Annotated in this window: 13 protein-coding genes; 10 read left to right on the top strand and 3 right to left on the bottom strand. The window is 59.6% G+C overall.

What is annotated here, in order from left to right:
* Nucleotides 1–8 precede the first annotated feature (8 nt).
* The 6 genes from DWB67_RS00760 (at nt 9) to cysE (ending at nt 7,401) form a co-directional block, all read left to right on the top strand.
* Nucleotides 9–641: a DUF2460 domain-containing protein gene (locus tag DWB67_RS00760; RefSeq protein WP_119805597.1), complete on the top strand. Its 633-nt coding sequence runs from the start codon at nt 9–11 to the stop codon at nt 639–641.
* On the top strand, nt 638–1,462 hold the full coding sequence (locus tag DWB67_RS00755) for a DUF2163 domain-containing protein (RefSeq protein ID WP_119805596.1): 825 nt from the start codon (nt 638–640) through the stop codon (nt 1,460–1,462). Before DWB67_RS00760 ends, DWB67_RS00755 begins: the two co-directional genes overlap by 4 nt.
* Nucleotide 1,463: 1 nt before the next feature.
* A complete protein-coding gene (locus DWB67_RS00750; protein WP_119805595.1) occupies nt 1,464–1,892 on the top strand; it encodes an NlpC/P60 family protein in 429 nt (142 codons plus the stop codon).
* A gap of 24 nt (nt 1,893–1,916) precedes the next feature.
* Nucleotides 1,917–5,795, top strand: coding sequence for a glycoside hydrolase/phage tail family protein (locus tag DWB67_RS00745; RefSeq protein ID WP_119805594.1), 3,879 nt, complete (start codon nt 1,917–1,919; stop codon nt 5,793–5,795).
* Nucleotides 5,785–6,495 carry a DUF2793 domain-containing protein gene (locus DWB67_RS00740; protein ID WP_119805593.1) on the top strand — a complete coding sequence of 237 codons (711 nt, stop codon included), beginning with the start codon at nt 5,785–5,787 and terminating at the stop codon, nt 6,493–6,495. The genes DWB67_RS00745 and DWB67_RS00740 overlap by 11 nt, the downstream gene beginning before the upstream one ends.
* A 114-nt stretch (nt 6,496–6,609) precedes the next feature.
* Nucleotides 6,610–7,401: a serine O-acetyltransferase gene (gene cysE, locus DWB67_RS00735; RefSeq protein WP_370453562.1), complete on the top strand. Its 792-nt coding sequence runs from the start codon at nt 6,610–6,612 to the stop codon at nt 7,399–7,401.
* Here the strand turns inward: cysE and DWB67_RS00730 are convergent.
* Nucleotides 7,398–8,456, bottom strand: coding sequence for a quinone-dependent dihydroorotate dehydrogenase (locus DWB67_RS00730; RefSeq protein ID WP_119805591.1), 1,059 nt, complete (start codon nt 8,454–8,456; stop codon nt 7,398–7,400). The genes cysE and DWB67_RS00730 overlap by 4 nt on opposite strands.
* Entirely contained in the window at nt 8,453–8,788 is a 336-nt protein-coding gene (locus tag DWB67_RS00725; RefSeq protein WP_119805590.1) for a DUF952 domain-containing protein, read from the bottom strand. Before DWB67_RS00725 ends, DWB67_RS00730 begins: the two co-directional genes overlap by 4 nt.
* 138 nt (nt 8,789–8,926) lie before the next feature.
* Between DWB67_RS00725 and DWB67_RS00720 the strand changes: the two genes are divergently transcribed.
* The 3 genes from DWB67_RS00720 to DWB67_RS00710 all read left to right on the top strand — a co-directional run bounded on the left by DWB67_RS00720 (nt 8,927) and on the right by DWB67_RS00710 (nt 12,612).
* Nucleotides 8,927–10,528, top strand: a complete 1,602-nt coding sequence (locus tag DWB67_RS00720; RefSeq protein ID WP_119805589.1) for a bifunctional UDP-sugar hydrolase/5'-nucleotidase — start codon at nt 8,927–8,929, stop codon at nt 10,526–10,528.
* An 87-nt stretch (nt 10,529–10,615) separates the two neighbouring features.
* A complete protein-coding gene (locus tag DWB67_RS00715) occupies nt 10,616–11,212 on the top strand; it encodes a nicotinate-nucleotide adenylyltransferase (protein ID WP_119806126.1) in 597 nt (198 codons plus the stop codon).
* The gene (locus DWB67_RS00710; protein ID WP_119805588.1) at nt 11,209–12,612 is read left to right on the top strand and encodes a D-alanyl-D-alanine carboxypeptidase; all 1,404 of its coding nucleotides are present in this window, start codon (nt 11,209–11,211) and stop codon (nt 12,610–12,612) included. The genes DWB67_RS00715 and DWB67_RS00710 overlap by 4 nt, the downstream gene beginning before the upstream one ends.
* On the opposite strand, the gene DWB67_RS00705 is transcribed toward DWB67_RS00710, so the two are convergent.
* Nucleotides 12,609–13,031 (bottom strand): tellurite resistance TerB family protein, encoded by a 423-nt coding sequence (locus tag DWB67_RS00705; RefSeq protein WP_119806125.1) that lies wholly within the window; start codon nt 13,029–13,031, stop codon nt 12,609–12,611. The genes DWB67_RS00710 and DWB67_RS00705 overlap by 4 nt on opposite strands.
* An 88-nt stretch (nt 13,032–13,119) precedes the next feature.
* Between DWB67_RS00705 and DWB67_RS00700 the strand changes: the two genes are divergently transcribed.
* Complete coding sequence (locus DWB67_RS00700; RefSeq protein WP_119805587.1) at nt 13,120–14,706, top strand: lysine--tRNA ligase; 1,587 nt, start codon at nt 13,120–13,122, stop codon at nt 14,704–14,706.
* Nucleotides 14,707–14,714 lie beyond the last annotated feature (8 nt).

The following is a 14,714-nucleotide window of genomic DNA, read 5'->3' as shown; positions in this document are numbered from 1 at the left end:
GTACTATCATGGCATTTCATGACGTCAGATTTCCCGCCAATCTGTCCTTCGGGGCGATTGGCGGGCCGGAACGCCGGACCGAAATTGTGTCCTTGGCCAGCGGTTTCGAACAGCGCAACACCCCGTGGACCCACGCCCGCCGCCGCTTTGACGCGGGGATGGGGTTGCGGTCGCTGGATGATCTTTCTGCGGTCATCGCCTTTTTCGAGGCGCGGGCAGGGCAGTTGCACGGATTTCGCTGGAAAGACTGGACCGATTACAAAAGCTGCTTGCCTTCACTTGCGCCGGTTTTTAGCGATCAGGTTATTGCCAAGGGCGATGGCGTTACGCGCAGTTTTCAACTGACAAAGGCCTATGTTTCGGGGGGGGCGACCTATCACCGGCCGATTTGCAAGACGGTGCTCAATTCGGTGCGTGCCGGGATCGGCGGTGCCGAGCTGTTTATCGGCATCAACTATCAGGTCGATCACCAGACAGGCATCATTACCTTTGACGAGGCACCTGAAACCGGTGCCGACGTCATGGCAGGATATGAATTCGATGTGCCGGTGCGGTTCGATACGGATCGGATCGCGGTGTCTGTCGCCTCGTTCCAGGCGGGGCAGGTGCCCGATATTCCGGTGGTCGAGGTGCGGCTATGACGACGACGACATTTGCACGGGCCTGGTCGGTCCGCCGTGCCGATGGCTTTCTTCTGGGCTTTACCGATCATGACCGTGGGTTGGACTTCGAGGGTATCAGCTTTCGTCCTGATCTGGGATTGACGGCGCAGGCCATCGTGCAGGCGACGGGGTTGTCGGTGGACAATACCGAAGCCTCGGGGGCGCTGGATAATGATGCGATCACCGAACGCGATCTGATGGCAGGTCGCTGGGATGACGCCGAATTACAGATGTGGGAGGTGGATTGGTCAGATGTCACATCCCGCAAGCTGGTCTTTCGGGGGTCACTGGGCGAAGTCACACGTGCCAATGGTGCCTTTCAGGCCGAACTGCGCGGCATCGCCGATAAGTTGAATGCGCCACAGGGACGGGTCTATCATCCGCGGTGCAGCGCGCGTTTGGGCGACGGATCATGCTGCGTCAATCTGGCAACCGAGGCCCTGTCGCTGGAACTGGCCGTTCAAGACGTTCGGGACGGTCGTATCTTCACGTTCGACGCCTTTCCCGCATTTGCCGGGAATTGGTTCGAACAGGGCCAGTTGCATCTGCTGGACGGCAATGCACAGGGGCTTCACGCGGCCATCAAGAACGACACCGCGCATGAGGATGGCACCCGCACCATCGAACTATGGGCCGGATTGGCAATCCCCCCCGCTGCCGGCGACCGGATCAAGCTGATCGCGGGCTGTGACAAGGCCGCCGGAACCTGCCGGCTGAAGTTCAACAACTTCCTGAACTTTCGGGGCTTTCCGCATCTGCCATCGGAAGACTGGCTGCTGGCACCGCAGGTGGGGGGGTAGGATGGAAAATGCGGTTGTTGATGCTGCCCGTCAATGGCTGGGCACGCCCTATGTGCATCAGGCCAGCGTGAAAGGCAGCGGTGCCGATTGTCTTGGTCTGATCCGCGGCGTCTGGCGCGATCTGCATGGTGACGAACCCGAAGCGCCGCCCGCCTATACCGCAGATTGGGCCGAATGTAACAGTGCAGAGGTTCTGCAGGATGCTGCCATGCGCCATCTGGTGCCTGTTGCCCGCGATGATGACTGGCAAGCGGGGCAGGTCTTGTTGTTCCGTATGCGTCAGGGCGCGATTGCCAAGCACCTTGGCATCCTGTCGCAGACCGGCCCCGAGGCGCGGTTCCTGCATGCCTATACCTATCACGGAGTTATCGAAAGTCCGCTGACGCCGCCATGGCAGTCGCGGATTGTTGCGCGTTTCTGCTTTCCCTGAGCAATTCCAACAAAGGAGGTCCTTATGGCCACGATTGTCCTGTCAGCGGTGGGTGCATCGCTTGGCGCGGGTTTTGGCGGCGCGGTCCTTGGGCTGTCCGGCGCTGTCTTGGGGCGCGCAGCCGGTGCTTTGGCCGGGCGCGTGATCGACCAGCGTTTGCTTGGTGGGGGTGCCAAGGCGGTTGAAACCGGACGCATTGATCGCCTGCGTATCCAGACCGCAGGTGAAGGTGCGGCGGTGCCGCGCGTCTGGGGCCAGATGCGTCTGCCGGGCCATGTGATCTGGGCCTCTCCGATGGAGGAGATCACCAAGACCGAGGGCGGTGGCGGAAAAGGTGCGCCCCAGACGCAGGTCACGCAGGTCAGCTATCGTTTGTCGGTCGCGCTGGCGCTATGCGAGGGGCGTATCCTGAGCGTTGGTCGCGTCTGGGCCGATGGCGAGGAGATTGCCGCCGAAGATCTGAACATGCGCATCTATCGCGGTGGTGAATCGCAAAGCCCCGATCCGGTAATTTCCGCGATCGAGGGTGAGGATGCGCCTGCCTATCGCGGTATCGCCTATGTCATTCTGGAAAACCTGACGTTGGAGCGCTGGGGCAACCGCATGCCGCAGCTTAGCTTCGAGGTGACCTGTCCCGCCCGTGACGGAACCGGCATGTGCACCGACGTCCGCGCGGTGGCCCTGATCCCCGGCACAGGTGAATATTCGCTGGCCACCACGGCTGTGTCGGAAGGCGATGATCTGGGTGAAAGCCGCAGCTTCAACGTCAATACCCCGATGGGCGGGACGGATTTTTCCGCCTCGCTTGATGTGTTGGGGCGCGAGCTGCCGAATGTCGGATCGGTCTCTATGGTGGTGTCATGGTTCGGCAGCGACCTGCGGATCGGTGATTGTCAGGTCCGCCCCAAGGTAGAATTCAAAGAAGTTGATGGCAACCAGATGCCGTGGCGTGCAGGCGGTATCAGCCGCAACGCGGCGCAAGAGGTTGCGCGTAAAGACGGTCGCCCGATCTATGGCGGCACGCCTGCAGACAGGGCGGTGATCGAAGGGCTGCGCGCGCTGTCGGCGACGGGGCGCAAGGCGATCTTTTATCCCTTCATCCTGATGGAGCAGCTGGCCGGCAATGGATTGCCCGATCCATATGGTGCCACCGAACAACCTGTCATGCCGTGGCGCGGCCGCGTGACCACAGCGATCGCACCGGGGCGTGCAGGCACACAGGATCTGACGCAGGCGGCAGTGGATCAGGTCAGCCGGTTTTTTGGACAGGCGAATCGCGATGATTTCCGGACGTCGGATGAGACGGTCATCTATTCCGGCCCCGATGAATGGAGCTATCGCCGGTTTATCCTGCATTACGCCCATCTTTGTGCCCTTGCGGGCAATACGGATGCGTTTCTGATCGGGTCGGAAATGGTCGCGATGACGCAGATCCGCGGGCCGCAGAACAGCTATCCTGCGGTGGCGGCGTTGAAGGTTCTGGCGGCGGATGTGCGTGCCATTCTGGGGCCGGATGTCAAAATCGGCTATGCCTCGGATTGGTCGGAATATTTCGGGCATCATCCGGGTGGCGGGGAACTGTTCTTCCATCTTGATCCGCTGTGGGCTGATCCGAATATCGATTTCATCGGCATCGATAATTATATGCCGCTGTCGGATTGGCGTGATGGCGACACCCATCTGGATGCACATTGGGGGCGGATCGACAATATCGACTACCTCAAGGCGAATGTGGCGGGTGGCGAAGGCTATGACTGGTTCTATGCCAGCGACGCCGACCGCGACGCCCAGAAACGCACGCCGATCACCGATGGCCAATATGACGAGGCATGGGTCTGGCGGTATAAGGATCTGGCCAGCTGGTGGCAGAACCTGCATTACGACCGTCCCGAAGGGGTAAGGCAGCGGCAGGCCACCGGTTGGGTTCCGGGGTCAAAGCCGATCTGGTTTACCGAATTGGGTTGTGCCGCGCTGGATAAGGCGACGAACCAGCCGAACAAGTTTCTGGATGCCATGAGCTTGGAGAGTATGCTGCCGCATTATTCGAACGGTGTTCGAAATGACGCGATTCAGGCGGCCTATATCGAAGCCTCGATGGGGTTCTGGAACGATCCTGACAATAACCCGCGCAATGCGGACGGTATGCCGATGCTGGACACCGATCGCGCGCATATCTGGTGCTGGGACGCGCGGCCCTATCCGGCGTTTCCGGGGCGGGATGATCTGTGGTCGGACGGTCCGGCATGGGATCGGGGGCATTGGCTGAACGGTCGGGCAGGTGCCGTGAACCTGCGCACGGTTGTCCGTGATATCTGTGCGGTGTCAGGTGTGACCGATGTCGATACCAGCGCCATTTCCGGCGTTGTGCGCGGGATGTCCCTGCAGGGCAATGAATCCGCCCGTGCAGCTTTGCAGCCCTTGATGCTGGTGCATGGGTTCGATGCAATCGAACGTGGCGGACGCTTGACCTTTATTGCGCGTGACGGTCTGCCAAAGGCGCGTATCGGTGCTGATGATCTGGCAATCGCGGGCGAGCTGACAGGCTTTGAAACCGCTCGTCTGGTCGAAGCATCGACTGCGGGGCGCATCCGTCTTAGCCATATTGCGGCGGGGGGCGACTATGTCACAGCAACGGCCGAATCCTGTCTGTCCGACGAGACGCGGCAAGCGGTTTCGGACAGCGAATTCTCGATGGTGTTGACGCGCCCTGAAGGTCGCGCGATTGCCGACCGCTGGATCGCCGAAGCCGAGGTGGCGCGTGATACCGCACGATTTGCCTTGGCACCGTCGATGTCGGATCTGGGGCCGGGGGATGTGGTTCTGTCAGATATTCCGGGGCAAGAGGTTCTGCGCTGGCGGATCGACAGGGTGGAACGGGCCGGTGTCATCACGGTGGATGCTGTGCGGATCGATCCGGGCCTTTATACGCCACAGCTTAGCCATCAGGAACAGGGCGCGATCCGTCGCTATTCCCCGCCGACGCCGGTCTATCCGGTGTTTCTGGACCTGCCGCTGCTGCGCGGGGATGAAGTGCCCTATGCCCCCTATCTGGCTGCGTCGGCCTATCCCTGGCCCGGCACGGTTGCGGCCTATTCCTCGGTCGAGGAAGAGGGCGGGTTCGAGACGAACCTGGTGCTGGACCGTCGTTCACTGATTGGCCGGACCATGACGCCGCTGGCCCGTGCAAGGGCCGGTATCATCGACCGCGGCGCGCCACTAAAGCTGCGTTTGACGAATGATCCGCTGAAATCCGTGACCGAGCGTGCGCTGTTGGCGGGGGCTAATACACTGGCCATCGGTGACGGTTCCCTTGACGGGTGGGAAGTTATGCAATTTGCCAAAGCCCAACTGGTCGCCCCGAACATATGGGAGATCAGTCAACGCCTGCGAGGGCAGGCTGGCACTGACGCCCTGATGCCTGATATCTGGCCAGAAGGCAGTCTGGTTGTCCTGCTGGACGGTGGACCACAGCAAGTCGATCTGCCGCCGTCGGCGCGGGGGCAGGAACGGTTCTGGCGTATCGGTCCGGCACTGCGCAGCCCTGATGATGCCAGCTATCGAAGCCGGTCAACCGTGGCACAGGGGGTTGGACTGCGTCCCTATTCACCCTGCCATCTGATGCTGTCGGGACGCCAGATCACATGGGTCCGTCGTGGCCGGATCGAAAGTGACGGCTGGGACGGCACCGACATTCCACTGGGCGAGGATAGCGAAAGCTATCTGGTGCAAGTGGAACAGGACGGACGGCTGATTTTTGAAACCCAGACCGATAGAACCTCGGCCTCGCTTTCGGATCTGGCGTGGTTCCAACTGAAATCGGGCATCGCGACGGTACGTGTTTGCCAAATGTCGCGCACCTTCGGTCGTGGCCCATTCGCAAGGAGAGATTTTGATGTCCAGTGAAACGACACGTCTGCAAATGTCGCTGCTGCAGCCTGCACAGGCCCAGAAACATGTCACCGTGAACGAGGCGCTGATGCGTCTTGATGGCATGGTCAATCTGGTGCTGGAAAGTGTGTCCACCGTGACACCGCCAGCGGCGGCCATTGACGGCCAATGCTGGGGGGTTCCGGCGCAGGCACAGGGTGACTGGTCTGGGCATGCAGGAAAAATTGCTGTCGGGTCCAACGGCGGTTGGATCTTTGTCATGCCCGTTCGGGGTATGCAGGGGTTTGTTCTGGATCGCGCGTCCCGTGCGATCCATGACGGTGACGTTTGGGTTGTCGGGGCGCTTGGGCTTGGCACGACAGGTTCGGCAATGATCGCAGGCATGGCCGAGGGTGAGGTGGATCTGGCATCCGGTTCCACCATCATCAGCGATGTCTTTATTCCCGGCGGGGCGATGGTGATCGGGGCTGCGGCGCGCGTCGTCACACCGCTGTCTGGAACATTGTCCAGCTGGCGGTTGGGGACAAGCGGTGCAACCAACCGGTTCGGGCAGGGCTTGGGCAAGGATACGGGTTCCTGGGCACGCGGGATGCTGGGCAGCCCGATGACATATTACCAGCCCGAGCCTTTGATCATCAGCGCGGAAAACGGTGAATTTACCGGTGGTCGTATCAAGCTGGCTGTGCACTGGTGGGAAATGCGACTGCCCGTCTGAAGGTATCGGGTCCGCCTGCTTTTCCCTGCGCGTGTTCTGGGCTAAGGTTTCAGGCTCAAGCGACTGGGCGGGCCCGATATGAATATGCTGACTGCTGAAAAACGACCGGTGACAATGGACCGTGACGCCATCTGGGCCCAATTGCGCGACGAGGCCCGCGAGGCCGTTGCGAACGAGCCCTTGCTTGGGGCATTGATCCACGCCGGTCTGTTACATCATCACAGTCTGGAAGGGGCATTGGCGTTCCGCCTGTCGTTGAAGCTGGCCTCGGGCGAAATGAGCGAGCAGATCTTGCGGGAAATTGCGGATCAGGCCTATGCGAATGCGCCCGAACTGGGTGACGCCGCACGTGCGGACCTGATGGCGGTCTATGATCGCGATCCGGCGACGCATCGTTTGCTGCAGCCTTTGCTGTTCTTCAAAGGCTTTCAGGCATTGCAGGCCTATCGTATGGCGCATTGGCTTTACGTCAATGACCGCAAGGATATGGCCTATTTCGTCCAGATGCGCTGTTCGGAATGTTTCGGAGTCGACATCCATCCGGCAGCCCGTATCGGTACCGGCGTGATGATCGACCATGCCCATTCCATCGTCATCGGGGAAACGGCGACGGTCGGCAACGATGTTTCAATGCTGCATTCGGTGACGCTTGGCGGGACCGGCAAAGAGGATGGTGACCGCCATCCCAAAATCGGTGATGGCGTGTTGATCGGGGCAGGGGCCAAAGTGCTGGGCAACATCCGGATCGGCCACCATTCGCGTATTGCGGCGGGATCAGTCGTCTTGCACGAAATTCCGCCGTGCAAGACCGTGGCAGGCGTGCCGGCCCGTGTTGTGGGTGATGCGGGCTGCGCCGAACCGTCCCACAGCATGAACCAGTTGCTGGGCACGCAAGACTTCGGTTAGGTCCAGTCCTTGACGCCGCTGCCGCAAAGTTCGGCCAGTGATATCTTGTTTTTGGCAAGACGGTCATCAAGCCCCTGCGCAAGGCGCGGGGCAATACCAAGGCCCTGATAGATCATCGCAGAATAAATCTGAACCGCGCTTGCACCGGCACGAAGCTTTTCCCAGACATCATCCAGCGTCGATATCCCACCGACGCCGATCAATGGCACCTGTCCGGCGGTTGCCTGATGCAACAACGCCAATACGCGGGTTGATTTTGCGAAAAGCGGACGGCCTGATAACCCGCCGCCTTCCGAAGCATGCGGACCGGTGATCCCATCACGGGACAATGTGGTATTGGTGGCAATAATGCCATCCAGACCGGCGTTCACGACGACCGAGGCGACCTTGGATATTTCGGCGTCGGACAGGTCGGGGGCAATTTTCACAAAGACCGGCACGCGACTGGCCAGACTGTCGCGGGCGGTCATGACGCGATCAAGCAATGCGGCCAATGCCTCAGCCCCCTGCAGATCCCGAAGCTTTTCAGTGTTTGGCGACGATACATTGACTGTTACGAAATCCGCCGATCCGCCTGCGGTACGCACCACCTGCGCAAAATCATCGGCGCGGTCCTGACTGTCTTTATTGGCCCCCAGATTAAGGCCGACCGGTATCCCCGACGGGCGTGCAGCAAGGCGTTCCTGAACCGCCTGCGCGCCTTCGTTGTTGAACCCGAAACGGTTGATGATCGCTTGGTCTTGGGTCAGCCGGAACAGGCGGGGTTTGGGATTACCGGGTTGGGCACGTGGCGTGGCGGCTCCGATTTCTATGAATCCGAACCCAGATTTCATCAGCGATGCGATGGCTTTGCCATTTTTATCGTAACCTGCGGCCAGACCGATCGGATTGGGCAGATCAAGCCCTGCGACGGTCTGGTGCAGACGGTCGGATGTGACCGGATGTCCGTGCAAAGGGGCAAGCCCGTTGGCCAAGGCGCGGATCGACAGGTCATGTGCCTTTTCAGGGTCCATCCGGTGCAATGCGGCCAGACCCAGTTTTTCAATCAGGCTCATTCGATCTCTCCGACGTCGTGGCCTTGCGGGGTCAGGCCGATGTCGCGTGACCAAAGGATATCGGTCATGCGCAGATCCCGATAAAGATGCGGGAAAAGGTCGCCGCCGCGCGACGGTTCCCACACCAGATCATCGACCAGTGCCTGCGGATCGCAGGCCAGCAGGGTCAGATCCCCCTCTCTTCCGAAATGCTTGGACAATGTGACGCGCAACTGCGCGGCAGTCGAAAAATGGATATAGCCGTCGGTCACATCGACGGGCGCGCCGGCGGTATGGCTGTCGCGTTGCAGTTGGGCCCATTCGCCCGCACGGAAGACTTTGTATATTTGCATGGTGTTATTTGCCGAACCATTAGGCATCGGGTCAAGATGTGATTACGATGCTGCGTCGCTTCGCAGAATATTTGACCAGTGTAAGGCACTGCGTCAATCTGCGCGCGCAGACATAATAAGACCCAAAAGGAATCAGGCATGACACGAGGCCTTCTTGCAGCGGCATCCGCTATTGCGTTGTTCGCCGGAACCGCTCAGGCAGAGATGGTGCTGGACATTCTTCACACGAATGACGTCCACAGCCGGATCGAACCGATCAACGCCTATGACAGTACCTGTGATGCGGAAACCATCGCGGCGGGTGAATGTTTTGGTGGCGTTGCGCGTATTGCAACGAAAATCAACGAATTGCGTGACCAGATCAACGCGGACGGCGGCAATGTCATTGTGCTGGATGCAGGTGACCAGTATCAGGGATCGCTGTTCTATTCGACCTATAAGGGCAAGGACGTTGTCGAATTCATGAATGACATCGGCTATGATGTCATGGCGGTCGGCAACCACGAATTCGACGATGGCCCCGAAGGTCTGGCGGTTCTGACAGAAGGTGTCGATTTCCCTGTCATTTCCAGCAACCTTGACATGTCGCAGTCGGAACTGTTGTCCGGACAGGTTGATAAATACACCGTGCTGGAAGTCGGCGACCAGAAAATCGGTATCATTTCGGCACTGGCCACGGATACGGTCGAAACTTCCTCGCCCGGTCCGGATGTCATCTTTCAGGATGAGGTCGACGGGCTGAAAGCATCGGTGCAGGAACTGACCGATCAGGGTGTCGATAAAATTATCGCCCTGACCCATGTCGGCTATCTACGCGACAAAGAACTTGCCGCTGCAGTGCCGGGGCTGGACGCGGTTGTCGGCGGCCATTCGCACACCTTGCTGGGTGATATGGAAGGTGCGCTTGGTAAATATCCGACGATGATCGACGGTGCGGATGGGGTGCCTGTTCCGGTCGTAACGGCCTATGCTTACAGCAAATATGTCGGTCATCTGAAGCTGACTTTTGACGATGAAGGCGTATTAACCAAGGCCGAGGGCGAGCCGATCCTGCTGGACAATTCCGTCCCCGAGGATGAGGCGATTGCCGCCCGTGTTGCCGAAATGGCCGCCCCCATTGCCGAAGTCCGCGCCAAAGTCGTCGCGACCAGCACCGGCACCATTGATGGCGACCGGAACAATTGCCGTGCCCGTGAATGCCAGATGGGCAATCTGGTGGCGGACGCCATGCTGGACCGTGTCAAGGATCAGGGCATCACGATTGCCATCCAGAATGGCGGCGGCCTGCGATCCTCGATCGATGAGGGCGAGGTCACGATGGGTGAGGTTTATACCGTCCTGCCGTTCCAGAACACGCTGGCCACATTCCAGCTGACCGGCGAAGATATTGTGACCGCACTGGAAAACGGTGCAAGCCAGTATGACGAAGTCGCCGGTCGTTTCGCGCAGGTTGCAGGTCTGAAATACACCGTTGATCCCGCCGCTGAAGTCGATGCCCGTATCAGTGATGTCATGGTGCAGGCTGATGGCGAATGGGTGCCGATTGACCCTGCGGCCACCTATGGCGTGACCACCAACAACTATATGCGCGGTGGTGGCGACGGTTATGCGACCTTCGCGCAGAATGGCCAGAACGCCTATGATTTCGGCCCCGATCTGGCCGAGGTTGTGGCTGAATATCTTGGCGCGCAGGACAACGGATATGCGCCTTATCTGGACGGTCGTATTACCGTTAAATAACACACGTCAGGTGCCGGACATCGTGTTCGGCACCTGCGGTTCATGCCGGGCGTTGGCTTGCCCGCATCTATCGGCTATGCGGACAGCATGAGAACCGGTTTCCCCATTGCATTGCCCAGCCAGAAAATCGGCCTGTTGGGTGGATCATTCGATCCCGCCCATCAGGGTCATGTCCTGATCAGCAAGGTCGCATTGCGGCGTCTTGGGCTGGATCGGGTATGGTGGCTGGCATCGCCGGGAAATCCGCTAAAGACACATGGTCCAGCCCCCTTGGACAGCCGCATCAGCGCCGCGCGTCAGCTGATTTCCGATCCGCGAATAATTGTGTCCGATATCGAGACGCGGTTGGGTCTGCGTATGACCGCAGATACGTTGCAGGCTTTGGTCCGGATTTATCCCCAAGTGCATTTCGTTTGGTTGATGGGGTCGGACAATCTGGTGCAATTCCACAAATGGGATCGCTGGAAACAGATTGCGCAGACGGTTCCAATGGCCGTTATGGCGCGACCGGGAACGCGGCTTGCCGCACGTCATTCGGTTGCGTCACAAGTTATGAAACCCCACAGACTTCCCGAATATCGCGCCGCCGAAGTGGCGCATTTCAAAGCGCCGGCATGGGCGTTCCTGAATTTGCCGATGTCCGGAATGTCCTCTACCGCGCTTCGCCAAAAGGATAACCTATGACCTTCAATCGCCGTCGCTTTCTTGTTTCGGGTCTTGCCGCAGGGCTGGCTTCGGGCGGGGCGATGGGGCAGGGGCTGGACCAGCGGCCTCCGGTCAGGCCGGCGCCCGACCCGCGGGACATCATCGCGGGTTCCGGCTTGCCGGGGCAGGTGGGCTTTGCGCTGACCAATGCGCGTGGCGAGGCGCTGTCGCTGGGACATGCGGCCCTGAAGGTTGCCCCCGCCAGCACAATGAAGGTTCTGACATCGCTGTTCGCCTTGGACCGTCTGGGCCCTTCGCATCGCTTCCGGACAAAGATTGTCCGGTCGGGCGACATGTTGATCCTTGTCGGAGGCGGTGATCCGGTGCTGACTACGGATGATCTGGCCCAGCTTGCGGCGCAACTGGCGAATTCGGGACAAGGCCGGCCTGCGCGATTTGCTGTCTGGGGTGGGGCATTGCCGCAATTACCTGAAATCACCAACCAGCAGGCAGATTATCTGGCCTATAACCCCTCGGTTTCAGGGATCATGCTGAACTTTAACCGCGTCCATCTGGGCTGGCGGCGGGTTGGTGTCGATTACCAACTGTCGATGGAGGCGCGGGGCGCGGAACATTCCCCCCGGGCCTATACCATGACTGCGCGGCCAGCAGATCAACGCGATCTGTTCACCTATCGCAATGATGGCGAACGCGAATACTGGACGGTGTCGCGGGCGGCGATGGGGCGGAACGGCAGCCGCTGGTTGCCGGTACGCCTGCCTGAACTTTATGCCGCGGACGTGCTCCAGACGTTATGTCGTGCACGTGGCATGGTTCTGCCCACGCCCGAGGTGATAGATCATTTGCCCCAAGGCGATGTCGTAGCCTTCCATGACAGTCCGCCAGTCGAGGTGTTGATCCGCGATATGCTGAAATATTCCACCAATCTGACAGCGGAGACACTGGGATTACATGCCAGTGGTGCCAAAACCTTGGACGAATCAGCAGGGCAGATGCAGGAGTGGCTTGGCAATATCGGGCGCGGGATGCAGCTGGCCGATCATTCGGGTCTGTCGTCGGATAGCCGGATATCGGCCTTTGGTATGACGCGGGTCCTTTCGGGGCCGGGGCGTGATCTGAACCTGCAACCGCTTTTGAAACAGAACCCGCTTGTCGATGATCTGGGGCGCGATTCGTCGGCCCGCCATCTGATCGCCGCAAAAACCGGAACGCTGAACTTTGTGTCGAACCTTGCCGGCTATGTCACCACGGCAGATGGCGCCGAAGGGACGTTTGCCGTATTCTGTACCGATCCCGGGCGTCGGGACGCCAGCAAGGGGTTGGAATTGCCCGCAGGGGTCAGCACATGGACCCGTGCGGCCAAATCCTTGCAACGCGACCTGATCAGAGGCTTTGGAAAGCGGCTGGACGCTGCTTAAAGCGTGATGTGGCGAACGCGGGACGACAGTTCGATCGCTGCGGCATGCAGGCGGGAAATGTCCAGCTGGTCACGGATTTCCGCCAGCATCACGATTTCACCATCGTAAAGGCGACCATCCGCTGCACCGACGTCGCAGGCCAGCGCATAGGCGGTTTCATACAGCTTTTCCGGCAAGGCATCGCGGATCAACCCGAACATGGCGTCCAGACCGTCTTCCTCGTCGAACAGGGTCATTACGGTCTGGCTAATGGCGCGGATGCGATCTTCGTCGTAATTGGCAAAGACGGGGGCGTGATCCACCATGCGCTGGATCGCCACCAGTTCCGATGTGCGGATGGTATTATCCGACGCCGAAACGGCCACCATCACCGCGACGAGCGCATCGCAGGGTGACAGGGAAGGCAGGTCGATGGTCATAAGGATCTCCTGATAGGTTAGGCGCAAATTATTGACGATGGCGCGCGCTTTCAATAAGCCATCCGGACCCTCAGCAGGAGAAGATGATATGACCACCTTGCGCGATGCCGCAATGCAATCGAAGGCCTGGCCGTTCGAAGAGGCGCGCCGGGTGCTTAAACGGTACGAAAAGAAGGCGCCTGAAAAAGGCTATGTCCTGTTTGAGACAGGCTATGGTCCGTCGGGTTTGCCCCATATCGGCACCTTCGGTGAAGTTGCGCGCACGACGATGATCCGCCGCGCCTTCCAGCTTATCAGCGATATCCCCACGCGTCTGGTTTGTTTTTCCGACGATATGGACGGCATGCGTAAAGTGCCTGAAAATGTGCCCGATCAGGACAAGCTGCGCGAAAGCCTGCAGATGCCGCTGACCTCGGTTCCCGACCCGTTCGGCAAGTTCGACAGCTTTGGCGCGCATAACAACGCCATGCTGCGTCGCTTCCTTGACACCTTCGGGTTCGATTATGAATTCGTCAGCGCCACCGAATACTACAAATCGGGCAAATTCGACGAGACGCTGCTACGCGCCGCCGAGAAATATGACCAGATCATGGACGTCATGCTGGCCAGCCTGCGCGAGGAACGGCAGCAAAGCTATAGCTGCTTCTTGCCGATCAGCCCCACCACGGGCCGCGTGCTTTATGTCCCGATCAAGAATGTCGATGCCAAGGCGGGCACCATCACCTTCGACGACGAAGACGGAAACGAAATGACCCTGCCGGTCACCGGCGGTCAGGTGAAACTGCAATGGAAGCCCGATTTCGGCGCCCGTTGGGCCGCGCTGGACGTCGATTTTGAAATGTATGGCAAGGACCACAGCACTAATACGCCGATCTATGACCGCATTTGCGAGATCCTTGGCGGTCGCAAGCCCGAGCATTTCACCTATGAGCTGTTTCTGGATCAGGACGGGCAGAAGATCAGCAAGTCCAAGGGCAACGGCTTGTCGATCGACGAATGGCTGACCTATGCCTCGACCGAGAGCCTGTCGTATTTCATGTATCTGAAGCCGAAGACGGCCAAGCGCATGTATTTCGATGTCATCCCGAAGGCCGTCGACGAATATCACCAGCAGCTGCGCGCCTATCCCGACCAGACGCCGGAACAACAGTTGGCGAACCCCGTCTGGCATATTCACGGTGGCGATGTTCCGGAATCCGATATGGTTGTGCCGTTCCAGATGTTGTTGAATCTGGCCTCGGTTGCAGGGCAGACCGGAAAAGAGGGGCTGTGGGGCTTTATCCAGCGTTATGCGCCCGATGCCAGCCCTGAAACCCATCCGGGTCTTGATGCGGCAGCCGGATTTGCGCTGCGGTATTTCAACGATTTCGTGGCCCCCACGCGGACCTTCCGCGATCCGACCGAAGTGGAACGCCGCGCGATGGAGGATTTGGCAAGCCGTCTGGCGGCATGGGACCAGCCCGCCGATCCTGAGGCCTTGCAGACTATGGTCTTCGCCATCGGCAAAGAGCATGGGTTCGAGCCGCTGCGGACGTGGTTCTCGGGCCTGTATCAGGTGTTGTTGGGTGCGGATCAGGGGCCGCGGTTCGGCGGCTTTATCGCGCTTTACGGGATTGATGAAACCCGCAAGCTGATCGAATCGGCTTTGGCGGGTGACCTGACCAAAACCGCATAAGGATCAGG

The organism is Paracoccus sp. JM45 (genome assembly GCF_003590715.1).
GTDB lineage: Bacteria > Pseudomonadota > Alphaproteobacteria > Rhodobacterales > Rhodobacteraceae > Paracoccus.
Note: the sequence above shows the minus strand (reverse complement) of the source record. Positions and strands in the feature narration are given on the sequence as shown.